The organism is Stenotrophomonas sp. YJH_SMC_40 (genome assembly GCF_059368615.1).
This window is the reverse complement of record NZ_JCAFRX010000005.1, coordinates 211,007-234,067: the sequence shown is the minus strand read 5'-3', so window position 1 is coordinate 234,067 and position 23,061 is coordinate 211,007. Positions and strand designations below refer to the sequence as shown.

Sequence of the window (23,061 nt, the reverse complement as noted above, 5' to 3'; positions counted from 1 at the left end):
CGATATGGCGTCAGCCAGGCATGGCCTGGCTCTACTGATGGATTTCCAGTAGATCCACGCCATGCGTGGATGTCTTTCAGAAATCCATCGTCGCCGACACCAGCACCGTTCTCGGTGCACCCAGCGCCAAGCTCGACAGCAGCGGCATGCCCCAGTACGACTTGTTGGTCACGTTGTTGACGGTGGCGCGCAGCGCAAGTGGTCGCCCGGCCAGCGTCGTGCTGTAGCGCGCCCCCACATCGAACAACGTGCGCCCCGGCACAGACAGGCTGTTGTCGGCACTGATGTACTGCTTCGACATCGCCGTGGCATTGCCGGTCAGGGTGAGGCCCTGCAAGGTCGGCACATCCCATTCCACACCCAGCTTGGCCTGCCGTTGCGCTACGGCAGTGGCGATACGCCCCTCATTCACACCGCCTGCCGTGCGGGTCAGCTTTGGTTGCACGTAGGCCACGCCACCCAGCAAACGCACGTCATCCAGCGGCGTACCGAAGAAGCCCCATTCCACGCCACGGTTACGTTGTTCGCCGCCAAACGAGAAGATATTCGTGATCGGGTCGGTGTAGCTGCTCGGTCGCTTGATCTCGTACACGCTCAAGGTGTGCGCGAAGCTGCCCAGGTCCAGCTTCAGGCCCAGCTCCTTCTGCTTGGTACGGAACGGTGCGAACACATCACCGGCATTGGCAGCGGTCATCGGCGCGGTGGCGCCCTGGCTGAGGCCTTCGATGTAGTTGGTATAGAGGGAGACCGTGTCGGTGGCCTTCACCAGCAGGGCCGCGGCCGGCGTTGTGGCGCTCTCGTCGTAGCGCGAGGTGCGCGCACCACTGGCGACATTGAAGGTCTCACTGACCACCTGCTGGCGCCGCACGCCCAGCGTCAACTGCACGCGCTCATCGGCGAAGGCGAGGGTGTCGGCGAAACCGAGGCTGTCCAGCTTCAGCTCGGTATGCGAAATATGCGGCGCGACGAACGGTGCCGCCGGGCCCCATATCGGGTTATACAGATTGGTGGTCCAGTCCCAGCCCGGTACGCTGCGGCGGCCGTAGTCGTTCTGGGTGTGCTGGTAGTGGGTGACGTTGGCGGCCCACTGGTGGCCGACGCTGCCGGTGTGGAACGAGCCGCGCAGGCCGGCATCTGCGGATTGCTTCTTGATATCGAAGGCGAGCTGGCCGATCACCGTGCTGAAGTCGCCAGCCGGATTGAGGATCTGCGCGCTGATCGAACCGTTGTAGCGGTAGTCGGTTTTGCTGGTGCCGTAGGCCAGGTAGGCCATCAGGCTATCGTTGATGTCCAGTTCGCCGCGCAGCATCGCACCCTTGTCCTGGCTGTCCACGTAGGCCCAGTCCGGGTTGATCAGCGTATCGCCGCGTGGCGGCCGCGGAATGGCGACGCCCGGTGCCAGGCCGACGCCACGCGCGGGGCCGTCCACGCGGTCATCGGCGCTGTACAGATCGGCCGACAGCCGCGCACGTTCGCCGCGCCAGTCCAATGCCAGCGAACCGAGCTGTACCTTCTTGCTCTGCTTGCCCACGGCGCCATCTCCGTCACGGTACGCGCCGTTGAAGCGGATGCCGAACTGCTTGTCGGCGCCCAGGCGACGGCCCATATCCACATGGGTGCCGAACTGCGCATCGGAGGCAAAGTTGGCACTGACGCGCAGCAGCGGTTGATCGCCGGCACGCTTGGGGACCAGGTTGACGCTGCCACCAACCGAACCGCCCGGCGGCATGCCGTTGAGCAGCGCGGAGGGACCCTTCAGCACCTCGATGCGTTCGAACATCTCCGGGGAAGTGCGGTAGTACGGCGCCATGCCGCTGAGGCCATTGAAGGTGGTGTCGCTGGTGTTGGAGGCGAAGCCGCGGATCGCGTAGTTCTCGCTCCACGAACCGGTGACGCCATTGCTGAACACCGTGGGGTCGGTGGCGGCGATGACGTCGGTCAGGTCCATGGCCTGGCGGTCGCGGATGAACGACTCGGTGTAGCTGACCGTGCTGAACGGCGTGTCCATGAAGTCCTTGTCGCCGAGCAGGCCGACGCGGCTGCCGGCGGCCACTTGCCCGCCCGCATAGTCCGCAGTGACCCGGCGCTGTTCCTGCACCTGCACCGAGGGCAGGGTGGACGGTGCGGTGTCGGCCAGCGCGGCAAACGAGGCCAGCAGCCCCAGCGCGAGGGCTGACATCCGGTAGCGCATGGGCATGCCCGGCGGATGCATCAGGCCGGAGAATGCGGCCGCAGCGCGAAGCTGCGCAGAAGTGAAGTTGTAAACGGTCATGCCAGAGTCCTGTGAATCGCAGGCGCGAGCGCGCCTGGCGCGCTGCCGACGGCAAGCACGGGGGTAGGGCGCAGCGCAGGGTTGTTGGCTGGGTGGGGACCTGGCGAGAGGTGAGCCATGGGCTCGATTACGGGCAGCGTGCTGGACGCATTCCTAATTAGTTGAGTAAAGTAAACTAAATCAATCCAAGCGGACAAGAGGGTCCCTTTGCTGGCACCCTCAGCAGGGTATGAACACCCACCCCGATCCAACGGCGCCGACCCGTGGCCGCCCGCCCACCATCACCCCGGAGCGCCTGGCCGACATCGGCATCCGCCTGGGCTTGCCCAACCTGACCATGGCCAACGTGGCCGCCGAACTGGCGGTGACCCAGGCAGCGCTGTACAAGCGCGTGGCCAACCTGGAGGCGTTGAAGCGCCTGGTGGCGGAGGCGGTGTTCCAGCGCTGGCAGATTCCGCGCGCGTCGATTGACGCACCGGGTGGGCTGGAGGCCTACCTGATGGGGTTCGTGGAGTCACTGTGCGAGGTGGTGAAGGCGCATCCCGGGCTGCCGCCGTACCTGCTTCGGCGCACGGTGGCGACCGCGCCGATGCTGGAGAAGATCGCCTCGCACCAGGCGCACGTGGCCGAGGTGTTCGGCCTGCCGGTGGACAAGGCGCGCTGGCTGCTGGCCACGATCGCGTTCTACTGCATCGCCGGCGCCGACACCATCTACGCGATTGCGGATGACGAGGAGGGGCAGGTGATCACCGAGTTCAAGCAGGGCATGCGGGCGCTGGTGATCGGTTCGCTGGAGGTATCGCGGCTTCGGTAGATCCACGCCATGCGTGGATGCCGTTGCACGGTTCGCCACGGCCCCACCTACGCATGGCGTGGATCTACAATGCGGCCATGCCTGCCACGCCTACTCTCGATGACCTTCGCCGCTACGCGGTGGCGCGCACCCTGTTCAAGCCGACCACGCTGCTGACCGCGATACGGCGGCTGGGCTTCGTGCAGGCCGACCCGATCCGGGCACCGGCACGCGCACAGGACCTGACCCTGCGCCACCGGGTGAAGGACTACCGCGCTGGTGACCTGGAGCGCCGCTACACGCGTCTGCCGGTGGAAGAGGATTGCCTGGTGAATTACGGCTTCCTGCCGCGTGAGCATCTGGCACTGATGCACCCGCGTGTCTCCAAACGCGAGTGGGACGCCGAGACCCATCGCCGTGCGGCCGACGTGTTGGCCTTCGTGCGCGAGCGCGGCAGCGTGCACCCACGCGAGGTCGACCAGGCGTTCGCGCATGGGCGGGTGATCAACTACTGGGGCGGCACCAGCAATGCCAGTACCCATCTGCTGGACGGCATGCACTACCGCGGCCTGCTGCGCGTGCAACGGCGCGATAGCGGTACGCGCATCTACGCGGTGGCCGATCATGCCGAGCCCGATTCCAGCGAACAGGCGCAGATCAAACGTGCCGCCGCCCTGATCGATCTGGTGGTGCGCAAGTACGCACCGCTGCCTTCGGCCAGCCTGACCTATCTGGTGCGCCTGCTGGGCTATGGCGCACCACATCTGGCCGAGCAGACCCGCAAGGCATTGGCGTTGGCCAAGCAGCAGCTGGCCAGCTGCACGTTGGAGGGCACCACCTGGTACTGGCCGGAAGACGAAAATCCGCGCTGGCGCCGCCATGCGCCGGACGAACAGGTGCGCCTGCTGGCGCCATTCGACCCGGTGGTGTGGGACCGCCGCCGTTTCGAGTTGCTGTGGGATTGGGTCTACAAGTTCGAGGCCTACACGCCTGCACCGAAGCGTCAATACGGCTACTACGCGTTGCCGGTACTGTGGCACGACCAGGTGGTGGGCTGGGCCAACCTCAGCATGCGCGAGGGTGAGTTGGTGTCGAACGTGGGCTATGCCGGCAGGTCGCTGGCCCGCGACAAGGTATTTCGTGGCGCGCTGGACGACGAACTGCAGCGGATGGCGGGGTTCCTGTAGCGCTAAGCGGCGCATGGGTACCCATCGCGCCCGGTAGTCGCCAACCTTGGTTGGCGCGGGCTCCCGCCGGTGCCCACCAAGGTGGGCATCTACCAGAGCAACGCCGCTCAGGCCTGGTAGCCGCCAACCTTGGTTGGCGCTGGCTTCCATCGGTGCCCACCAAGGTGGGCATCTACCGGTCAAGCGGCGTCCTTGTGGTCTGCATCGTCCATGCCGGGGCTGACTCGCCGGCCGATGTCCTTCAGCCGCGCGAGCTGATCCACCATCGACGGTGCATCGTCCAGGCTGCCGGCGAAGGTCCACAGATAGGTCATCACCGCATAGACGTGACCGGGGGTAACGCCATCGGTGGTGGCAAGGCGGCCGATGGTCAGTGCGAACAGGGCTGCTGCCGTCGCGCCGACGGCCAGCACGGCGCCGGCTTCGCGATCGGAGAGCAGGATGCGCAGGCGTGACAGCGTGGTGTAGTGACGGCGCAAAACCGAGTGACTGACCCGGTCCACCAGTCGGATTTCCTGTTCCAGGCGGTTGTTGAGGCGCCCATGCAACTGCTCGTTGCGACGCGCGAACGACGGCAGCAGCAGGAGAGCACCGAACAGCGCGAGGAGAGCGGCTCCACCGACCAGCGGTTCAATTGCGAGCAGCATGACCGCAGCGCCAAACATGGATACCAGTGCGGTGGCGATGATCGGCACGTGCTTTTCAAAGAAGTCGACGAACTCGCGGGCCAGCACCACGCGTGCCGCCGAGGTGGACGTGGCCTGGCCCAGGCGGCGCTGCGCCTGCACCACGCTCACTGCTAGATCGGCATAGATGCGGGTGAAGGTGCGCGTATCGACCGCTCGACGGGCGGCACCTACCAGCCAGAACAGCAGTACCACGCCGGCATAGGAGACGGCATGGCCGATGTTGCCGTTGATGATCGCGTCCACCGCGAAGCCGGCGAACAACGGATAGGCCAGCAGCAGGGTGTTCTCCAGCGCCACCAGCGAGAACGTGCCGGTGAGCTGCCAGGGATAGGTGCGCAGGATCGCCTTCAGGGTGGCGGCCGCATTCTGCTGGCCGATGCTGCCGGCGGCGGCCGCTGGATCGTGGGTGTGTTGCATGGGATGCCTGGGTGGGTCGGGGGTAGAGTCGACTGTTGGTCGACTGCTCTTTGCGAACTGCTGGAAGAACCCGCGCTTGCGCGCGCAAGTCGACTGACAGTCGACTCTACCCAGGCAGTTCCGGCATTTCGGGCTTTCCAGGGCAGCGATGGCCCTCAACGACGCGCGTGCACCGGCCAGCGGATCTCGAACGCGCTACCACCGCGTTCGGTCGCCCTGCATCGCGCCGTTCCGTGATGGGCCACGGCAATCGCGCGCACCACCGCCAAGCCAAGCCCGGAGCCACCACTCTGCCGCGAGCGCGACACATCGGTGCGCTGGAAGGCTTCGAAAATGCTGTCGCGAAGCTCGTCCGGCACACCGGGGCCACCATCCTCAACGGTCACGGTGCAATGGCGCTCGGCCAGCGTCACGTGCACTCGCAGCGGGCAGGGAATGGCATGGCGGCGCGCGTTTTCCAGCAGCGCCAGCACCGCCTGGCGGATGCGTGCCGGATCGCAGTCGGCCAGCGACGGCCGCGCGCCCAAGGTCACCGAGAAACCACTTTCGGTCAACGCCCCGGACATCGCTTCGACCACCGCCGCCACCTGCACGCTGACATCGCTGCGCTGTAGGCGCAAATCCAGGTGACCGCTTTCGGCCAGGCTGACCACGCGCAGGTCCTCGATGATGCGGGTCAGGCCCTCCAGCTGGGTGAGCATGCTGTTGAACTGCTCCGGCCCCGGCTCGAACACGCCTTCGGCGATGCCCTGCAGGCGGCCACGCAGGATGGTCATTGGTGTGCGCAGTTCGTGTGCGATCGCCGCGTTCCAGAACACGCGGTTCTCCGACATCCGGCTCAATCGCTCGGCCATCGAATTGAAGTCGCTGACCAGTGTGGCGGCCTCGGTCATCGAGCTGTCGCCGCCGCGCGCACGCGCCTCCAGATCACCGCTGGCCACGCGACGCAGGCTTTCGGCCACCGAGTTCAGTGGGGTGATGATGCGCCGGGTCAGGCGCGAGGCGATCAATGTGGCCAGCGCAACGACGACGGTTGCGGTCAGGCCGATCCACAGCCATTCAAGGCCCGACGGCATGATGGTTTCCGGTTCGTCGTACCAGCGTGGATAGAACACCTCCATCAGGTAATAGAACAGGTAGAAACCACTGATCGACAGTACGGTCGAGCACAGCGACGCGACCGTGATGGACAGCGTGATCTGGCGCCCGATGCTCTTGCCTTTGGGGTTCATCGGTTCAGTCCAGGAAGCGGTAGCCGACACCGCGGATGGTGGCGGGAATGCCGATGACGCCTACGTCCTCCAGCTTGCGGCGCAGCTTGCTGACGTGGCTGTCCACGGTGCGCTCCTGCGCATCGCCTTCCGGCAGGCAGCTCTGGAGAAGATCCAGCCGGCTGTGCACCATGCGCGGTGCGCGCGCCATGTGCACCAGCAAACGGAACTCGGTGAGTGTGAAATTCAAAGCGTGCACATGGTCATCGGTGCGCACGGTGACCTCATGGCTGCGCAGGTCGATCTCGAACGGGCCCTGCCGGATCAGCCCGTTGGGTTCTTCTGCCATGGGCTTCGCGCTACGGCGCAGCACCGCCTGGATGCGGGCGACGATCTCGGCCGGATTGAAGGGCTTGGCCACATAGTCGTCGGCGCCGACGCGCAGGCCGGTGAGCTTGTCCACGTCCTGGTCCAGTGCGGTGAGCATGATCACCGGGGTGTTGCCGCGCCGGCGCAGCTCACTCAGGACCTGCCAGCCATCCAACTTCGGCATCTGCACGTCCAGCAGCACCAGGTCGGGGCGCAGCTGGCGGTGGCTGGCGAGGGCGGCTTCGCCATCGGCGGCGCGGGCGCTGCGCAACCCGGAGCGGGCCAGGTAGGCGCCGAGAATGTCAGCAATTTCGCCTTCATCCTCGGCAATCAGCACCAGGGGCGCCTGGTGCGTGCGTGCATCGGTCTTCATTGAACGCTGCAGTTTCAAGTGCGAGATGGGGAGTGCCGGCGGCGGTGTCATCGTGGCCGTTCCAGGGTCTGTGCTTCTTCGTGGGCGGCCCAGGCGAGGGTGGCCAGCACCAGCGTGTGCTGCAGGGCGGGCGCAGCGTTGCGGTCCCGCGCAGGTGCTGTGCGAGCAGGGCCGATACGGCCGCAGGCAGCTTGCTCCACCGTGATTGCATGCCCGTTGCGTCCACCCGGTCCTGCAAGCGGCGGGCCATGCGGACCAGGGCCCACAGGCGCCGGGCAAGCAACGCAGCCACCAGGACCGCCGCTATCCCTGCAGGCATGAGACTCAGGCCAGCGCTGGAGGCGGACCAGGCCGCGAAGCCGATCAGCACCAGCGACGCCAGGGTGCCCGTGCGCGCCGAATGGGCGGGGCCTTCGCTGCGGAAGCACACCAGCGCGGCGGCACCGGCGCCCGCCAGCAGGGGCGGCGCCGGGTTCGCGCTGGCAAGCATCCAGGCGCTGGTCGACGCCATTACCAGTGCAAGCAGCCACGGCGAAGGCGCGCACCAGGCGAGGTAGGCGCGGCGGACATCGATGGGAGGCAGGTCAGGAAACGGGAGGGACACGGCGGGAACGCAGTCGGCGAGGCCGACAAGGCTAGGGGCCGTTGATGGAGACTTGGTCGAGATTGTGTCGAGATTTCATGGACGCGATCCGTGCCGTTCAGGAGCGGATGCCGTGCCTGAACGGATGTGCGGCCTCCATGCAATCTCCACAGTGGCTCCAAGAAACATCCACCACCACCTCCCAGACTGCGGCTTCTGCGGTCACATCCGGTGGCTGCGTGCATGCGAGCCTTCCGATGAACAACCGCAGGACCTGGATCATTGCCGCAATCGTTGCGCTTCTTGCAGGCGGCACCGGCTGGTGGCTGTTCGCCGAAAGTGATGATGCCGCGCTGATCACGGCCCCGGCAAGGGTGGCGGACCTGGAAAAGACCGTGCAGGCCGTTGGCCGGGTCAACCCCAAGGAACTGGTGGCGGTGGGTGCGCAGGTATCGGGCCAGGTCAAGCGCCTGCATGTGGTGTTGGGCCAGCGTGTGCACGCTGGTGATCTGATTGCCGAAGTGGATTCGCAGCCGCAGCGCATCGCCCTGCGCAGCGCCGAAGCGGCTGCCAATGCGCTGCGTGCCCAGCATGCCGCCAGCCTGGCGCGCTACGCCCAGGCCATCCGCGTGCATGAGCGCCAGTCGCAGCTGGTGGCGTCTCGGCTGGTCTCGCAGGAAGGTTTCGAGTCCGCGCGGGTGGCGCGCGAAGCGGCGCGCTCTGACGTCGCAGCGCTGCAGGCCCAGATCGAGCAGGCGCTGACCCAGGTGGAAACGGCGCGGATCAACCTGGGCTACACCCGCATCGTCTCACCTTCCGATGGCTACATCGTGGCCATCGTCACCAAGGCCGGGCAGACGCTGAACTCGATGCAGACCACGCCGACCATCGTAATGCTGGCACAGATGGACACGATGACGGTTCGCACCGAGATCGCGGAGGCCGACGTGGAGCTGATCGCGCCTGGCCAACCCCTGTGGTTCTCTACGCTGGGGCCGGGCGGACGCCGCTACGAATCGCATCTGCAGCAGCTTGAACCTGCGCCATCGTCGATTGCCGATGTGGCCACTGGCAACACGGGTGGATCGGCGCAGACGCCGAAGGCGGTGTACTACGCCGGGCTGTTTGACGTACCCAATCCAGGCCTGAAACTGAAGCCGTCGATGACGGTGAAGGTGACGATCCAGCTGGCGCGCGCCGCCAATGCGCTGCAGGTGCCGTTGACGGCAGTTTCCGAGAGCGACGACAAGGCGGGCAACCGCGCGACCGTACAGGTGGTCGATGCCAAGGGCCGTGTCCACGAGCGCGCGGTGACGACCGGCCTGCGCACCGCTACTGCGGTGCAGATCCTGTCCGGCCTCAAGGCGGGCGAGAACGTGGTGGTCGGGCAGGCGCCCAGCGGCGCGGAAGCCGAGCCCACCAGCCTGCTGGGGATGTGAGCATGGCTGACGCGCTGCTGGAACTGCATGGCGTATCGCGCGCCTACCGCTCGGCCGCTGGCGAGGTGGTGGTGTTGAAGGACGTGTCGCTGCGCATCGCGGCGGGCGAGTTCATCGCCATCATCGGCCCGTCCGGTTCGGGAAAATCCACGCTGATGAACATCCTGGGCTGCCTCGACCGGCCAACCGAAGGCAGCTACCGCGTGCACGGCGCCGCAACCGAGCAGATGTCGCCCGATGAACTGGCGCACCTGCGTCGCGAGCATTTCGGCTTCATCTTCCAGCGCTACAACCTGATGGAGAACCTGAGCGCTACCGAGAACGTGGCCCTGCCCGCCGTCTATGCCGGGGTGGAGGCCGATGCGCGCACCACGCGTGCCCGCCTGCTGCTGGAAACGCTTGGCCTGGGCGAGCGGACCGCGAACCGGCCCAGCCAGCTGTCCGGCGGCCAGCAGCAGCGCGTTTCCATTGCGCGTTCGCTGATGAACGGCGGCGCCATCGTGCTGGCCGACGAGCCGACCGGTGCGCTGGATCATGCCAGCGGCAGGCAGGTGATGGTCGAACTCAAGCGCCTGCATGCGCAAGGCCATACCGTGATCCTGGTGACCCATGATGCGGCGATTGCCGCGCACGCTTCACGCGTGATCGAGATCGCAGACGGCCGGGTCGTATCCGACCGTGGTACGGGTGATCCTGCGGTCGCACGCAAGGCCGTCGCGCCCGAGCGCAGCACGGAACCGGGCGCCGAGCGCCGCGCGCGCCTGGATGCGACCAGGGAAGCGGCACGGATGGCGGTACGTTCGATGCTGGCCCATCGCCTGCGCACCTTGCTGACCATGCTGGGCATCATCATCGGCGTGGCTGCGGTGGTGACCGTGGTTGCGTTGGGCAAGGGCGCACAGGCGCAGGTCGAGTCACAGATCAACGAACTGGGTGCCAGTACGCTGGAGATCTTCCCGGGTGCGGATTTCGGCGACCCGCGCTCGGCCGAGATCGAATCGCTGGTCGTGGACGATGCCGATCACCTGGCCGCATTGAGTTACGTAGACAGCGTAAGCCCCAACCTGAGCAGCTCGGTGGCCGCTCTGCAGGGCAACCGGCGCGCCAATACACAGGTCCTTGGCGTGGGCGCTGATCTACCCCGAGTGCGCGGGCTGCGCCTGAAGGCGGGCCGGTTCTTCACCGATGCCGAGGTGGAGGCGCATCGCGCAGTGGGCGTGGTCGACCAGAAGGCGGCCAAGGCATTGTTCAACGGCAATCCGATCGGCGGCACGCTGCTGCTGGGCGGCATGCCGGTGGACGTGATCGGGGTGGTGGGTGCCAGTGCATTCGCAGGCGGCGCGACGCCCACGGTCTACGTGCCTTACACCTCGGCGGCCTCGCGCCTGCTTGGCAGCCAGCGGCTGGAGAGCATCACCGTACGCGTGCGCGATGACGTACCAACCCGTGCAGCTGAGTCCTCGCTGGGTGCGGAACTGCAGCGGCTGCATGGGCGCCGCGATTTCTTCATCTACAACTCGGACCAGATCCGCAAGGCGGTGATGAAGTCCAGCCAGACGATGGCGGCACTGGTTTCGGCGATTGCGGCGGTGGCGCTGGTGGTCGGCGGCGTGGGCGTGATGAACATCATGCTGGTGTCGGTGAAGGAGCGCGTGCGCGAGATCGGTGTGCGGTTGGCGGTGGGGGCTCGGCAGGGCGACATCCTGCGCCAGTTCCTGATCGAGGCCGTATTGATCTGCCTGTTCGGTGGGGTGCTGGGCGTGTTGTCCGCGTTGGGCGTAGGGGCCTTGTCCAGTCTGCTGTCACTGGGCGTGCCGTTCCTGTTCACGCCTGGGCCGGTGCTCGCCGCGCTGGCATGTTCGTCTGCAATCGGGCTGGGTTTCGGCTACTTCCCGGCCCGCAATGCCGCACAGCTGGACCCGATCCAGGCATTGGCGGCGGAGTAGGCTCGCCTGCTATGGCACGTGTAAAGCCGAGCCCACGCTCGGCTACTCTCCGTTCAGACCGCGCTGCGCCCTGCGCCGCGCGCAGCGAGCCGAGCATGGGTTCGGCGCTACAGCGACTCAGCGCGCCTTGCCTTTGATCGCCACGCTTCCTGGCAGCTGCGAATAGCCGCTGTCGCCCCAGTGTCGGGTGATGCGCTGGAAGAACAACGAGTTGGGCACGCGCAGCAGGCAACCGCGCGCACCTTCGCCACGATCACTCAGCGTGGTGTAGATCAGGTTGATGTCCACCACCTGACCACACAGGCCCGGCTTGTCCACGCTTTCCAGCACTTCGATGGTGTCATTGATGCGGAACGGGCGCGTGGCGACGATCAGGAACGAACAGAACAGATTGGACAACACGCTCCATGCGGCGAAGAACGCCACCGCACCGACCGCCATGAACCCGGTCAGCGCGGTCCACAGCACCGAGCGCGAAACGCCCAACCGCTCCAGTATCAGCAGCGCGGCCGCCAGATACAGCAGCAAGGCACCGCCGCGGCGCAGGCCCACATGAAGCTCTGGAGCCAGCCTGCCGCGCTGCCGGGCCTGCACCAGCAGCCACGCCAGCGCACGCACCATCACCCATGCGACGCCGAGAATGGCCAGCACCTCCGCCACCGGCACAACCACGGTCAGCCAGTCCTCGATCCAGGCAGGCAATCCGGTCATGGAGGCTACAGCGTCGCCGCGCCGCCAGAAATGGTCAGCAGTGCACCAGAGGTATAACTGGCACTGTCCGAAGCCAGCATCACATAGGCCGATGCCAGTTCGGCTGGCTGCCCGGGGCGGCCGAACGGCGTCTGCGAGCCGAACTGCTCGACCTCCTCGGCGGCCATGCCTGCCGGAATGAACGGCGTCCAGATCGGGCCGGGCAGCACCGCATTGACGCGGATCTGATGCTCGGCCAGCAGGCCCGCCAGCCCCAGCGTCAGGTTGGCCACCGCGCCCTTGGTCGCCGAGTACGGAAGGATGTTCGGGGTCGGCCGCTTGGAATTGACCGATGCGGTGTTGATGATCGCGCCGCCACCGCGCAGGTGCGGGACGCACAACCGGGTCAGATTGAACACGGCATGGACATTGGTATCGAACGTCCGCTTCCAGTCATCCAGGGTGATGTCATCGAAGTGCTCGTAGTAGCGCTGGTAGGCCGCGTTGTTGACCAGGATGTCGAGGCCGTCCAGTTCGCTGGCCACGCGGTCCACGAGCGAGCGCGCCTGTGCCGGGTCGCTGATGTCACAAGGCACCAGCACGGCCTTGCGCCCGGCCTGTTCGATCTGCTGCTGCACATGGCGGGCATCGTCCTGCTCACCATCGAGGAACGCGATGGCAACGTCGGCGCCTTCGCGCGCAAAGGCGATGGCCACGGCTGCGCCGATGCCGCTGTCACCGCCGGTGATCAGTGCCTTCTTGCCCTGCAGCAAGCCATGGCCGCGATAGCTGTTCTCGCCGTGGTCCGGCCGCGGCTGCATCTGCGCGGTCTTGCCGGGGAAGGATTGCTGTTGGGCGGGGAAGGGCGGGCGTGGGTAGTCGGGCAGGGCCATCGTCACTCTCCGTAAGGAAACCGGCGCCAGTCTCCCCCTATACGGGTAAACGGCCGGAGGGCGCGGTGTCGTTGCAGCGTGGACGCCTGCGCGGAGGACTTCACAACGGATGGGCGATCGTGGTCATGATGCTGTTGGCCGGTTGCCGTGAATCCAGCCGCGTGTGCTGCACGATGATCGGCTGGTCGGATTCAACGAGGGTGGCAAAGCCGGTGCCGCGCGGCACCGGCGCCGGATCCTGCAGGTCGTTGAAGCGCAGGTGACAGGTGCGTCGCGCCGGCACGGTGACCCGGTAGGGGCCCACCGGATCACGGTCTTCGAAGTACAGGGTGAGCGTGACATGCGCGGGCTCGTCGCCGGCATTGAGTACGCAGCAGGTTTCGTGACTCTGCATCTCCGGTGACGGGCCGTTGCTCCAGGCTGGAATGTAGCCCTCGGCGATAGCCCAGCGTCGATGCCCGATGCAGGAAGCGTTCGTTTCCATGACGCCGTTTTAGCTGGAGGGGTGTTGCCATCGTGTCCAGTCCCCGCACGGAATCCGTGATGACCATCGGCTACCACGCATCGCATGAGCAGTTCCCGCCCGCCACCTTGCTGGGCCTGGCGCTGCGCGCCGAACAGGCGGGATTCGAGGCCGTGATGTGCTCGGACCATTTCCACCCATGGACGACTGCGCAAGGGCAGTCCGGCCACAGCTGGGTGTGGGCCGGCGCGCTGGCGGTGCATAGCGCATTGACCCTGGGCATGGTGACCTGCCCGATGCTGCGCCAGCACCCGGCATTGGTGGCACAGGCAGCGGCGACGCTGGAGCAGCTGGCGCCGGGACGGATCTGGCTGGCGCTGGGTACCGGCGAGGCCCTGAACGAGCGCATCACCGGCCAGCCGTGGCCAGCCAAGCGGGAGCGGCAGAAGGCACTGCGCGATGCGGCCGAGGTGATGCGGCGGCTGTGGGGTGGCGAGCAGGTCGACCACGACGGTGGCTTCCAGGTGCGCAAGGCACGCCTGTACAGCCGACCGGCGCTTCCCCTGCCGCTGCTGGGGGCGGCCGTCACCGAGGAAACCGCACGCTGGATGGGGGGCTGGGCCGATGGCCTGATCACCATCAGCCAACCGCTGGCGCAGTTGCGGCGTGTGGTTGCGGCGTTCGAGGAAGGCGGTGGCAGGGGCAAGCCGATGTACCTGCAGGCCAAGCTCTCCTACGCGCGCGCCGAACAGGCGGCGCTGGAAGGTGCGATGGAGCAGTGGAGTGCCAATGTGCTGTCGCCGGAACTGGCCGAAGGCCTGGACCAGCCCGAACAGTTCGAAGCACAGGCCCGATCGGTCAGCGCCGAGATGGTGCGCCAGCACGTGCATGTCTCGGCAGACCTGGGCCAGCTTCGGGCCTGGCTGCAGGAGCTGCAGGGAATGGGGTTCGATCGCATCTACCTGCACAACGTGAACCGCGAGCAGGAACGCTTCATCGATGACTTCGCCGAACACGTGCTGCCCGCGCTGCGCACTCAGGCACCTTCGGCAGCCAGCCACGTATAGCCGTGGCCCTCCAGGTAACAGCGGCGACCCTGCAACTTGGCGCCGTGGCCCACCAGCGTGTTCAGCGGACCGCGCAGGGGTACGTCCACCTCGACCGGCTCGTCGCCGAAGTTGATCAGTGCCAGTGCCTGATGGGGTGCCTCACCGTAGCGGAGCATCAGCAGCGCAGGTGAGGGCGGGTCGAGCGTGTGAGGACCCTGCTGCAGCACGGGATGTGCATTGCGCTGCTGCAGCAGCTCGCGCACCCGCAGCAGCAGTGAACCTGGCGTCGCGCGTTGCGCCTCGACGTTCACCGTGCGGTAACCGTAGGGGCCGTCTGCCGGTGGCGCGCGCCAGGCATGCCGCGGTTCGTCGGTGAACCCAGCCCCTGGGCCATTATGCCAGTGCATCGGCATGCGCACGGCATTGCGTTCGGGCAGTTCCAGGCAATCACCGAGGCCGATCTCTTCGCCATAGCGGATCACCGGCACCTGGCCCAGCGACAGCAGCGCCGCCCAGGCCATGGCCTGCCATGCGATGTCGCCCTCCAGCATCGGTGCCAGCCGGCGGCGGATGCCACGGCCATAGATGCGCATGCCACGCTCAGGGGCGAAGCGTTCCATCACCGCTTCGCGCTCATCCGGCTCCAACTGCTCAAGGTCCAGTTCATCATTGTTGCGCAGCCAGGCAATGCGTGTGTCCGGCGGCGCGTGCGGGCCGTACTCGGCCATGACCCGCGCCACTTCGCTGGCATCGCCACGTGCCAGTGCCAGGAAGAAATGATTGTTGAGGTGGAAATCCAGCAGGTGCGAAAGCCGCCGCCCGTGGCACAGGAAGTCACCGTAGTGGGACGCGCGGACATCCGCTTCGCCGATCAGTGGCAGCCCTGGTTGCTGCGCGTCTGCCGTGGCGCGCATCGCCTCCAGCAGCCACAGCCCACCGTCGCGCGGGTCGGCGTGGCGGGCGCGCTCGACCATGTACGGAACGGCGTCCACGCGGAAGCCGGCCACGCCGCGCTGCAGCCAGAACGTCATTACCCGCAGCAGTTCCACGCGTACCGGCGCATGGGCCAGGTCGAGGTCTGGCTCGTGCCGGTAGAACATGTGCCGGTTGAACGCGCCGGCCGTGGCATCCCATGTCCAGACAGAGGCCTCGATCGGCGGGAACATCGGCTGCAGGCCGTCGTCAGGCATGTGGTCGCTCCACAGGTACCAGCGGCGCCAGGCCGGGTCGCCCTGCTGTGCGGCGACGAACCACGGGTGCGCGCTGGCGGTGTGCTGCATCACCAGTTCGACGATGATGCCGATGCCGCGCGCGTCGGCCGCATCGACCAGGCGCTGGAAGGCGGTCTCGTCGCCCAGGCGTGGATCGATGCGGTAGTGATCGGTGACATCGTAGCCGCCATCACGGCCGGCGTTGCAGTAGAACGGCAGCAGCCACACATGGCTGATGCCGAGCCACTGCAGGTAGTCCAGCTTTTCGGTGATGCCATCCAGGGTGCCCCAGCCGCGGCCTTGGCTGTCGCGGAACAGATACGGGTCGACCTGGTAGATCGCGCGCAGCGGACGCACCGCCATGGGGCTTCTCCGGCACTGTTCACGGGTGACCAGCCTGCTGTGCGCCGTGGCAGCGGTTCGTGAACCGAATGGCACCGCATCATGACGTGGCATCCACGGCCCATGCATGCCCGGGCGCGCAGAGTGAATGCTCGTCCCGCTGCGCCGAGGAGCCTTTATCCATGCCCCGCCGCAAAACGCTTCGTATTGCGACGTTCAACGTCAACGGCATCGGCACGCGCCTGCCGCAGTTGCTGGACTGGCTGCACAGGGAATCGCCGGACGTGGTTGCCCTGCAGGAACTGAAGGCCACCGACGCCGCGTTTCCCGCTGCGGCATTGGAAGAGGCCGGCTACGGTGCGCTCTGGCAGGGTGAGGCGCGCTGGAACGGCGTGGCGCTGCTGGCTCGGGGAACCATGCCGGTCGAGAGCCGCCGCCGATTGCCGGGCGAACCCAAGGATACGCAGAGTCGCTACCTGGAGGCGGCGGTGCACGGCGTCATCGTGGGTGCCCTCTACCTGCCCAACGGCAACCCGCAGCCCGGGCCCAAGTTCGACTACAAGCTGCGCTGGATGGAACGCCTGATCCGGCATGCACACAGCCTGGTCGAGCTGCCGCACCCGGCGCTGCTGCTGGGTGATTTCAACGTGATTCCCACAGACGCCGATGTCTATGATCCCAAGGCCTGGCGGCGCGATGCATTGTTCCAGCCAGAGGTGCGCGAAGCCTTTGAACGACTGCTGGCGCAGGGCTGGACCGATGCGCTGCGGAAGGTGCACGGCGATGCCACGATCTATACCTTCTGGGACTATTTCCGCCAGCACGCCGAGCGCGACCGTGGGCTGCGCATCGATCATCTGCTGTTGAATCCCGTACTGGCGCAGCGACTGAAGGATGCTGGCGTCGACCGTTGGGTGCGGCTGCAGGAAAAGGCCAGCGACCACGCGCCGGCTTGGGTGGCGGTACGGGCGTGATCAACGCGCGGCAGGGTCTTCGCGTCGCTCCCGACGCACGCGCGCGCGGGTTCGGTACAGGCGGCTGTCCGCCTTCTGGATGGTGTCGGCCACGGGCTCACCGGCCGTGTTGATGGCCGCACCCATCGAGAACGCGCTGGGCGAAAGCGCGGCGTGGTCCTGGTACCAGTGCTCGAGTTCGCTCAGGCGGCCATTCGCTGGCGCGACCAGCACTACCATGAACTCGTCGCCACCCAGCCGTACCACGGTCTCGTCCTTGCCCAGCGGCGAGCGCAGGAAGGTGGCGAACTCGACCAGCACGGCATCGCCACGGCGGTGGCCCTGGGTGTCGTTGATGTGCTTGAAATGGTCCAGATCGAACATCACGCAGGCCCAGCGCTCGTCAATCAGTTCATCCAGCCGGTGCAGGTAACGCCGGTTGTAGCACTGCGTGAGCGGATCCTTGAAGGACATGTCGCGCAGCTGCTGCTCCTGCATCCTCAGCGCGGTGACGTCCTGTGCATGCCCCAGCACGTAGGGCGGGCTGGCTTCGTTGTCGAGCACGTTGTGGTACGCCCAGTAGTGGCGCGTACCATCGGCGGCAATCAGCTCGATCACGCCAGCGTCGGTGTGGTTTGCCTGGATCCGGGCGAGGTAGGCCCTGAAACCTTCGCGTTTTTCCGGCGGCATCAAGTCACACAGGCTGCGCCCGATCATCTGGCTTTCCTCGAAGCCCAGCGACTGCACCGCCGCCGGATTCACCGAGGTCAATGTGCCGTCCAGCGTGTGGGTGCAGATCAGGCCCAGGCTGTAGTGGAACAGCCGACGGTAGCGGGTTTCGCTCGCTTCCAACGCGTCCAGCGCGGCTCGTTCGTCCGTAATGTCCTGGATTGCCCCGACCAGGCGCGGATGGCCGTCGACCTGTTGCCGGCTGCCGACCACCCGGGTCCAGATCGCGCGCCCGTCGGCCGTGGTCATCGGCAGCTGCACTTCCCACGATGTCCCCTCGTCGATGCAGCGCTGTACCGCCGCCTGGATGATATTGCGGCTGTCCTCGCGATAGAACGAGAGTGCGGTCTCCAACGTGGGCGTGAAGTTGCTGCGTACGCCATGCAACTGCTTGGTTTCCCGTGTCCAGCGCACCTCGTTGGTCAGCAGGTCCATCTCCCAGCCGCCTACCCGTGCGGCACGGTTGGTACGCTCCAGGAAGTCCTCACTGCGTTTCAGCTCGCGATGCAGCGCCTTGGCCTGGCCAACCTGCGCCATGAGGGTGCTGCGCTGTTCCAGCACCTGGGTAGTGACCCGAGCCAGATGCACCATCAGTTCACGCTGGGAGGGTGACAGCACACCGGGCATCGGGTCGAGCAGGCACAGCGTGCCGATGCGTGCGCCGTGCGTCGACCCCAGGGGAATGCCGGCGTAGTGGCGGATGCGCGGCCCACCGGTGACCAGCGGATTGGTGGAAAAGCGTGGGTCCTGGCGCGCATCGGGAATCTCGAACAGCTCGTCCTGGCGTATGGCATGGGTGCAGAAGGAAATCTCGCGGGCGGTCTCGCTGACGCCCTCCAGGCCGATGTTGGCCTTGAACCATTGGCGGTCTTCGGCCACCACGGTGATCAGGCCCATGGTCAGTCCGGTCGCGGCGCGGGCCGCGGCGACGATGGCATCGAACACCGGCTCCGGTGGCGTATCCAACAGGTGCAGTCGTTCGATTTCGAGCAGTCGTTCGGCTTCGTCCATGGCGCGTTTCAGGGCTGGGTGGCGAGGGCGGTTGCGGCGGCTGGCTGGCGCTACGCTAGTGTGGGCGCCGTTATGTATCGCCACGGCGGGGTGATGCCGATGTGAGGTGGGCGCGCCGGCTCAGTGCTGTTGGAGCGATGCCTGCAAGGCGGTGGCCAGTGCAGCGTCTCCGGATACCAGGTCCTGCCAGCGCAGTGTGATGCCCTTGCGTCGCCCCTTCTCAACCAGCTTGAGGCCCTCAGGCGCCACGGTGAGAGTGTAGGGTTGGCCGTCGATGTGCAGTTCGCGGCGCAGTGGCTTGTCGAGCGGGGTCATCATCGTTTCCTCGCTGGGGCGGAAGCGCGACGTGGCTGGATCGATACGTGACGATGATCACGGATGTGCCAACGCCAGGGGAAATCAACAGCGCGGGTGATGCCGATGCGGGGCCCGACCACTGGATCCTCCGGCGGCGGCACGCCGTCGCTGGCGATGACAATGCCGTGGTTGCCGGTCACCAGATCAGCGCCGTCGAAGCTGCGGTCCAGCCCGAAGGCCTGCGAGAGCTTGCCGGGCCCGCTGGCCAGATCGTGGTCGCGGCGCGCGGCGGGACGCAGTTCGCGCATGCGCTCCAGGCCCACCAGCGGCTCGATGGCCCGCAGCAGCACCGCCACGCCTTCACCCACTTCGCCGCAGACAACGTTGCTGCCCCAGTGCATGCCGTAAGTGAAGTAGACATAGAGGTGGCCGGCCTCGCCGAACATGCTGGCCGTGCGCGGCGTCTGCCCGCGATAGGAGTGCGCCGCCGGATCGACGCTGCCCGCGTACGCTTCGACTTCAACGATGCGACCCGTTCGGCCATCGTCACGGACCAGGAGTTTGTTGAGCAGCTCGGGCGCAACCTCGACGGGCGGGCGCCGGTAGAAGCTGCGGGGGAGGATCTGAAGAGAGGCGGGCAACCAATCCGGCACGGTAGAGGCAGGCTCGGGAAAACGGTGATGGCACTGTGGCACCAGACAGGTGAAACGGGCGCAGACGCAGTGTCATTCCTGCGCAGGCGGAACGGCCAGTGCCGCGCGGCGGGAGGCATAGACCTCGGGTGTCTGCGGCTTGATGAACAGTGCCACCAGTTCCGGATACTCGCGCTTCACGGCTGATTCGATGCGGGTGATGCACGCCTCGATCTGCGGTGTCTTCCGGTCATCCTCGAACTCGGCGCTGAGCATGGCCACGACCTGTTCGGGGCCCATCTGCATGGTGGTCACGCCATTTGCGCGGCGCAGGTCGGGATCGGTTTCCGCCACGGCCATGATCCGCTCGGCCACGGCCGGGTGGGCCGGCTCACCCACCAGCAGTCCCTTGGTTTCGCGTGCGAGAAGAAAGGCGGTGGCGGCAAGCACGCCGGCGATGCACAGCGACGCCACACCATCAAGCACCGGCATGTCCAGGGCCTGGGCGGCCACGAGCCCGATCAGTGCGAAACCCAGGCCGAGCAGGGCCGCGCTATCCTCCAGCAGCACGGTGAAGGTGGACGGATCCTTGCTGCGACGGAAGGCTTCGAAGTAGCCCAGTTTGCCCTTGGTACGCCGGAACTCCCGTAGCGCGACCCACCATGAAGCCCCCTCGAACAGGATGGAGATGCCCAGCACGCTGTAGCTCAACGCGTGGTTGGTGGCCGGCTCCGGCCGGCGGATGTGCTGGATGCCCTCGTAGGCCGACACACCGGCGCCGGCGGCGAACACCAGCAGGGCGACGATGAAGCTCCAGAAGTACAGCTCGCGGCCGTAGCCGAACGGATGCACGGGGTCTGGCGCCTTGCCGGCGCGGCGCAGGCCGTACAAGAGCAGGAGTTCATTCAATGTGTCGACCAGCGAATGCACGCCCTCACTGAGCATGGCCGAGCTGCCGGAGATGCCGGCAGCAATGAACTTGGCGATGGCGATGGCCAGGTTGCCCGCGAGGGCGGCGTAGATGACCAGACGGGAACCGGTGGGAGCGGACATTTCGGCGGCGGGGTGAGGCGGATTCCTGATCTTCCTGATCAGCGCGTGCCTACTGTGTGCACGGTGCGATCAGCGCCCCTTGGGATTGAGGTACAAACGCGCCCCATCCGATTCACGGTAGCCCGTCCAGCGCCCACCGCCTGACGCGCGGAAGCGCCCGAACACGGTGTTGCTGGTGTCGGTGAGCAGCAGCTGATTGCCCGACAGTACCCAACGGTTGGCCGAGAAGAAGCCATCCGGGCAGCCGGCGGGCACGTAGGCACTGTAGCCGCCGAACCACTCGATGTTCTTCAGCTCGATGGAGCAGGTGTTGCCGTTCTCCTGGCCCAGCGTCCAGCTGCCGAACAGATCGCTGTCGCGCACATCGCGGCCGCCACGGTGGCGGTCGTGGCCCCAGTCGTCGTTGTCGTCGTGGAAACCGAAGCCCACGTCGATCTCTTTGCTTTCGCTGCGTGACTCGGACTGCGAGCTGCCGCTGGTGATGGTCTGGGTGGTCACCGCGCCACTGCTCTGGGTCTGGGTGCTGCTGGATTGCGTGGTCTGGTCGGTGTGGGTGGTCTGTTCGCCGAAGCCGAACGAGGCGTCCTGGGCCAGGGCGGGCAGGGCCAGGCAGCACAACGCGGACAGGAAGGTACGGGCGAGCACGGCAGCCATCGCAGGATCCTCGGAAGGGGGGATCGCGCGAGTATCGAACCGGTGGGGTGGGAGACGGTGTGAGGGTGTGCGCTGGGGCAGCCCAGCGAAGGGTAGTACCGGCCGCTGGCCGGCTCCCACTTGGCGCCCAGAAACCGAAGGAATGCCGGCCAGCGGCCGGGCACTTCCAGCAGCCAGGCATGGCCTGGCGCTACGGGTCGGGTTTCACCCTCACCACCCGTTTCCGGTACTCGTACACGTTGTCACCGCGGATGCGCTTTTCCTCGGTGCCGGTGACCCGGCCCACCTGCTGGTCCGAACCGGTCACGGGCTGCGCCTCGATTTCGGTCTCGTGCTCGAAGGAATGTGATTTGTCGGTGTTGCGGTAATAGCGGTACAGCGCCCAGTACAGCGCGGTTGCGCCGGCTGGACCTGCCGCCAACAGCCAGAGGCCACTGTCGTCGCTCATGTCGATGCCACTAGGAAGGCAATTGCGAGGGCTTCAATGACGGTGCCGGTGGCCAGTGCCGCCAGCAGCATCTTCCATTGCTGCACGGGCACGCTGCCCATGGTTTCGCCGGTACGGCCGTTCACCGCGATGTAGTGCAGCATGCCGCCGTTCTTTCCGGGCTGGTGGTACGAGTACAACCACACCGGCAGGTACATCGACACCCAGCGGGTGCCATGCACCTCCAGCTGTTCCTGCTCCCAGCGCACGCCACGGTTGTAGCGCTTCACCGAACCTTCCACCTGCGCGCGGGCAATCGACAGCAGCTGGTCTTCCAGCCGCGGCCGCAGCTTTTCCACATCCAGGTTGCGCTTCTCCGAAGTAAAGCCGGCCAGATAGGACGCGTTCCACTTCACCGCGTTCTTGGTATCGAACGGCAGGATGGTGTTGATGATGTTGTTGGTGTTGGCGCGGGTGTCCAGATTGCCGCGCTCGGCCGAGGATTCCAGCGGCAGGTCATCAACGGTGAAATCCACCTGGCGCTCCACCTGGTAGACATCGGCATCGTACAGGGTGCGCTTGTTCTTCTCGCTGCCCACCGTGTACTCGCGCGTCTTGATCTCGCCCTTGCCGGCCACGGCCGCGCTGACATTGCTGTCGACGATCATGTAGGGCAGGAACACGCCCACCACGTTTTCCGGGGTGAACTGGTCCTTGAAGGCCTTCAGCGCGAACATGCGGCGTTTGTCGACGAACTGGCGGATGCGCGCGACCGCGTCGTCCTTCTTGATATGGAAGGGCAGCACTGCATCAGGCACCGCGCCATTGCTGATCTGTTCGTTGACGCCGAATACGTGGCGGCACCAGTGGCAGCGCGCCGTCATCGTGCTTTCGGTATTGACCGTGACTTCGGCGCCGCAGCCGGTGCACTTGAACGTCATCAACGCCGAGGTGTCGGCATCGATGTCGCGTGCGCCGGACGCGATGACGGTGCCGCGCAGCTGGTCGATGGCTTCGCCCAGCCCGAATTCCTCCTCGACCCGCGCGCCATGCCATTCGTGACGGCAGTACAGGCAGACGAGGATGTCGGTGCCGGCCTTGGGCCGGATGTCGGTGGCGCCGCACTTCGGGCAGCGGTTGAGGCCGTCCTTCAGCTCGTTGGCCGAGGTATCGATGGCCACGGGATCGGGCGCTTCCACTTCATCGCGGATGGCCTGCGGCAGCTTCGAGGTGTCCAGCGGGAAGCTGCCGGGCAGGGGAGGGACGTCCTGCGGCGAACCGGGCCCATCCAACGACGCCGCCGGCAAGGGCGGCGGCGTCGCGGGCGCGGATCCGGGCAGCGGCGGTGGGCCGTTTCGGGGATCGGACATGTCGGTTG

Annotated in this window: 21 protein-coding genes; 6 read left to right on the top strand and 15 right to left on the bottom strand. The window is 66.4% G+C overall.

Annotated elements, in window-relative coordinates:
• Positions 1-76 precede the first annotated feature (76 nt).
• Positions 77-2,272 (bottom strand): TonB-dependent receptor, encoded by a 2,196-nt coding sequence (locus AC5P6X_RS11645; protein WP_088436547.1) that lies wholly within the window; start codon positions 2,270-2,272, stop codon positions 77-79.
• A 229-nt stretch (positions 2,273-2,501) separates the two neighbouring features.
• Here AC5P6X_RS11645 and AC5P6X_RS11640 point away from each other — a divergent pair, with 229 nt between their 5' ends.
• Positions 2,502-3,086, top strand: a complete 585-nt coding sequence (locus AC5P6X_RS11640; protein WP_088436546.1) for a TetR/AcrR family transcriptional regulator — start codon at positions 2,502-2,504, stop codon at positions 3,084-3,086.
• A 53-nt stretch (positions 3,087-3,139) separates the two neighbouring features.
• Entirely contained in the window at positions 3,140-4,252 is a 1,113-nt protein-coding gene (locus AC5P6X_RS11635; protein WP_234411821.1) for a DNA glycosylase AlkZ-like family protein, read from the top strand.
• A gap of 179 nt (positions 4,253-4,431) precedes the next feature.
• On the opposite strand, the gene AC5P6X_RS11630 is transcribed toward AC5P6X_RS11635, so the two are convergent.
• From AC5P6X_RS11630 to AC5P6X_RS11620, 3 genes are all read right to left on the bottom strand, one after another.
• Complete coding sequence (locus AC5P6X_RS11630; protein WP_088436545.1) at positions 4,432-5,358, bottom strand: ABC transporter six-transmembrane domain-containing protein; 927 nt, start codon at positions 5,356-5,358, stop codon at positions 4,432-4,434.
• Positions 5,359-5,513: 155 nt separating this feature from the next.
• Positions 5,514-6,590: an ATP-binding protein gene (locus AC5P6X_RS11625; RefSeq protein WP_495215455.1), complete on the bottom strand. Its 1,077-nt coding sequence runs from the start codon at positions 6,588-6,590 to the stop codon at positions 5,514-5,516.
• Between the two features lie 4 nt (positions 6,591-6,594).
• Positions 6,595-7,311, bottom strand: coding sequence for a response regulator (locus tag AC5P6X_RS11620; protein ID WP_049450798.1), 717 nt, complete (start codon positions 7,309-7,311; stop codon positions 6,595-6,597).
• A gap of 840 nt (positions 7,312-8,151) precedes the next feature.
• On the opposite strand from AC5P6X_RS11620, the gene AC5P6X_RS11615 reads away from it, so the two are divergent.
• Both AC5P6X_RS11615 and AC5P6X_RS11610 read left to right on the top strand, forming a co-directional pair.
• The gene (locus AC5P6X_RS11615; RefSeq protein ID WP_088436543.1) at positions 8,152-9,333 is read left to right on the top strand and encodes an efflux RND transporter periplasmic adaptor subunit; all 1,182 of its coding nucleotides are present in this window, start codon (positions 8,152-8,154) and stop codon (positions 9,331-9,333) included.
• A gap of 2 nt (positions 9,334-9,335) precedes the next feature.
• A complete protein-coding gene (locus AC5P6X_RS11610) occupies positions 9,336-11,279 on the top strand; it encodes a MacB family efflux pump subunit (RefSeq protein ID WP_108269816.1) in 1,944 nt (647 codons plus the stop codon).
• A gap of 117 nt (positions 11,280-11,396) precedes the next feature.
• Here the strand turns inward: AC5P6X_RS11610 and AC5P6X_RS11605 are convergent, their stop codons facing one another.
• The 3 genes from AC5P6X_RS11605 to AC5P6X_RS11595 form a co-directional block, all read right to left on the bottom strand.
• Positions 11,397-11,990, bottom strand: a complete 594-nt coding sequence (locus AC5P6X_RS11605) for a mechanosensitive ion channel domain-containing protein (protein ID WP_012480370.1) — start codon at positions 11,988-11,990, stop codon at positions 11,397-11,399.
• A gap of 5 nt (positions 11,991-11,995) precedes the next feature.
• Complete coding sequence (locus AC5P6X_RS11600; protein ID WP_108269817.1) at positions 11,996-12,862, bottom strand: glucose 1-dehydrogenase; 867 nt, start codon at positions 12,860-12,862, stop codon at positions 11,996-11,998.
• 100 nt (positions 12,863-12,962) lie between these two features.
• The gene (locus tag AC5P6X_RS11595) at positions 12,963-13,346 is read right to left on the bottom strand and encodes a sensory rhodopsin transducer (RefSeq protein ID WP_005409793.1); all 384 of its coding nucleotides are present in this window, start codon (positions 13,344-13,346) and stop codon (positions 12,963-12,965) included.
• A gap of 59 nt (positions 13,347-13,405) precedes the next feature.
• Here AC5P6X_RS11595 and AC5P6X_RS11590 point away from each other — a divergent pair, with 59 nt between their 5' ends.
• On the top strand, positions 13,406-14,392 hold the full coding sequence (locus AC5P6X_RS11590; RefSeq protein WP_108269818.1) for a TIGR03885 family FMN-dependent LLM class oxidoreductase: 987 nt from the start codon (positions 13,406-13,408) through the stop codon (positions 14,390-14,392).
• Here the strand turns inward: AC5P6X_RS11590 and AC5P6X_RS11585 are convergent.
• Complete coding sequence (locus tag AC5P6X_RS11585; protein WP_108269819.1) at positions 14,362-15,948, bottom strand: alpha-amylase family glycosyl hydrolase; 1,587 nt, start codon at positions 15,946-15,948, stop codon at positions 14,362-14,364. The two genes, AC5P6X_RS11590 and AC5P6X_RS11585, sit on opposite strands and share 31 nt — an antisense overlap.
• 161 nt (positions 15,949-16,109) lie before the next feature.
• On the opposite strand from AC5P6X_RS11585, the gene xth reads away from it, so the two are divergent.
• A complete protein-coding gene (xth, locus tag AC5P6X_RS11580) occupies positions 16,110-16,901 on the top strand; it encodes an exodeoxyribonuclease III (RefSeq protein ID WP_108269820.1) in 792 nt (263 codons plus the stop codon).
• On the opposite strand, the gene AC5P6X_RS11575 is transcribed toward xth, so the two are convergent.
• The 7 genes from AC5P6X_RS11575 to AC5P6X_RS11545 all read right to left on the bottom strand — a co-directional run bounded on the left by AC5P6X_RS11575 (position 16,902) and on the right by AC5P6X_RS11545 (position 23,053).
• The gene (locus tag AC5P6X_RS11575) at positions 16,902-18,620 is read right to left on the bottom strand and encodes a sensor domain-containing diguanylate cyclase (protein ID WP_005413551.1); all 1,719 of its coding nucleotides are present in this window, start codon (positions 18,618-18,620) and stop codon (positions 16,902-16,904) included.
• 120 nt (positions 18,621-18,740) lie between these two features.
• Entirely contained in the window at positions 18,741-18,935 is a 195-nt protein-coding gene (locus AC5P6X_RS11570; protein WP_005413550.1) for a hypothetical protein, read from the bottom strand.
• Complete coding sequence (locus AC5P6X_RS11565) at positions 18,935-19,570, bottom strand: DNA-3-methyladenine glycosylase (protein ID WP_108269821.1); 636 nt, start codon at positions 19,568-19,570, stop codon at positions 18,935-18,937. Before AC5P6X_RS11565 ends, AC5P6X_RS11570 begins: the two co-directional genes overlap by 1 nt.
• A 72-nt stretch (positions 19,571-19,642) precedes the next feature.
• Positions 19,643-20,602: a cation diffusion facilitator family transporter gene (locus AC5P6X_RS11560; RefSeq protein ID WP_088436535.1), complete on the bottom strand. Its 960-nt coding sequence runs from the start codon at positions 20,600-20,602 to the stop codon at positions 19,643-19,645.
• 69 nt (positions 20,603-20,671) lie between these two features.
• Positions 20,672-21,256, bottom strand: a complete 585-nt coding sequence (locus AC5P6X_RS11555) for an AprI/Inh family metalloprotease inhibitor (protein WP_108269822.1) — start codon at positions 21,254-21,256, stop codon at positions 20,672-20,674.
• A gap of 190 nt (positions 21,257-21,446) precedes the next feature.
• On the bottom strand, positions 21,447-21,704 hold the full coding sequence (locus AC5P6X_RS11550) for a hypothetical protein (RefSeq protein WP_005409784.1): 258 nt from the start codon (positions 21,702-21,704) through the stop codon (positions 21,447-21,449).
• Entirely contained in the window at positions 21,701-23,053 is a 1,353-nt protein-coding gene (locus AC5P6X_RS11545) for a hypothetical protein (RefSeq protein WP_108269823.1), read from the bottom strand. Before AC5P6X_RS11545 ends, AC5P6X_RS11550 begins: the two co-directional genes overlap by 4 nt.
• Positions 23,054-23,061 lie beyond the last annotated feature (8 nt).

Bases quoted from the DNA above. Each gene is read 5' to 3' on its own strand.
- AC5P6X_RS11600 (WP_108269817.1), bottom strand. From the start codon at position 12,862: ATGGCCCTGCCCGACTACCCACGCCCGCCCTTCCCCGCCCAACAGCAA.
- xth (WP_108269820.1), top strand. From the start codon at position 16,110: ATGCCCCGCCGCAAAACGCTTCGTATTGCGACGTTCAACGTCAACGGC.
- AC5P6X_RS11620 (WP_049450798.1), bottom strand. From the start codon at position 7,311: ATGAAGACCGATGCACGCACGCACCAGGCGCCCCTGGTGCTGATTGCC.
- AC5P6X_RS11640 (WP_088436546.1), top strand. From the start codon at position 2,502: ATGAACACCCACCCCGATCCAACGGCGCCGACCCGTGGCCGCCCGCCC.
- AC5P6X_RS11605 (WP_012480370.1), bottom strand. From the start codon at position 11,990: ATGACCGGATTGCCTGCCTGGATCGAGGACTGGCTGACCGTGGTTGTG.
- AC5P6X_RS11575 (WP_005413551.1), bottom strand. From the start codon at position 18,620: ATGGACGAAGCCGAACGACTGCTCGAAATCGAACGACTGCACCTGTTG.
- AC5P6X_RS11560 (WP_088436535.1), bottom strand. From the start codon at position 20,602: ATGTCCGCTCCCACCGGTTCCCGTCTGGTCATCTACGCCGCCCTCGCG.
- AC5P6X_RS11615 (WP_088436543.1), top strand. From the start codon at position 8,152: ATGAACAACCGCAGGACCTGGATCATTGCCGCAATCGTTGCGCTTCTT.
- AC5P6X_RS11590 (WP_108269818.1), top strand. From the start codon at position 13,406: ATGACCATCGGCTACCACGCATCGCATGAGCAGTTCCCGCCCGCCACC.
- AC5P6X_RS11555 (WP_108269822.1), bottom strand. From the start codon at position 21,256: ATGGCTGCCGTGCTCGCCCGTACCTTCCTGTCCGCGTTGTGCTGCCTG.
- AC5P6X_RS11595 (WP_005409793.1), bottom strand. From the start codon at position 13,346: ATGGAAACGAACGCTTCCTGCATCGGGCATCGACGCTGGGCTATCGCC.
- AC5P6X_RS11585 (WP_108269819.1), bottom strand. From the start codon at position 15,948: ATGGCGGTGCGTCCGCTGCGCGCGATCTACCAGGTCGACCCGTATCTG.
- AC5P6X_RS11645 (WP_088436547.1), bottom strand. From the start codon at position 2,272: ATGACCGTTTACAACTTCACTTCTGCGCAGCTTCGCGCTGCGGCCGCA.
- AC5P6X_RS11625 (WP_495215455.1), bottom strand. From the start codon at position 6,590: ATGAACCCCAAAGGCAAGAGCATCGGGCGCCAGATCACGCTGTCCATC.
- AC5P6X_RS11570 (WP_005413550.1), bottom strand. From the start codon at position 18,935: ATGACCCCGCTCGACAAGCCACTGCGCCGCGAACTGCACATCGACGGC.
- AC5P6X_RS11635 (WP_234411821.1), top strand. From the start codon at position 3,140: ATGGCGTGGATCTACAATGCGGCCATGCCTGCCACGCCTACTCTCGAT.
- AC5P6X_RS11545 (WP_108269823.1), bottom strand. From the start codon at position 23,053: ATGTCCGATCCCCGAAACGGCCCACCGCCGCTGCCCGGATCCGCGCCC.
- AC5P6X_RS11630 (WP_088436545.1), bottom strand. From the start codon at position 5,358: ATGCAACACACCCACGATCCAGCGGCCGCCGCCGGCAGCATCGGCCAG.
- AC5P6X_RS11610 (WP_108269816.1), top strand. From the start codon at position 9,336: ATGGCTGACGCGCTGCTGGAACTGCATGGCGTATCGCGCGCCTACCGC.
- AC5P6X_RS11550 (WP_005409784.1), bottom strand. From the start codon at position 21,704: ATGAGCGACGACAGTGGCCTCTGGCTGTTGGCGGCAGGTCCAGCCGGC.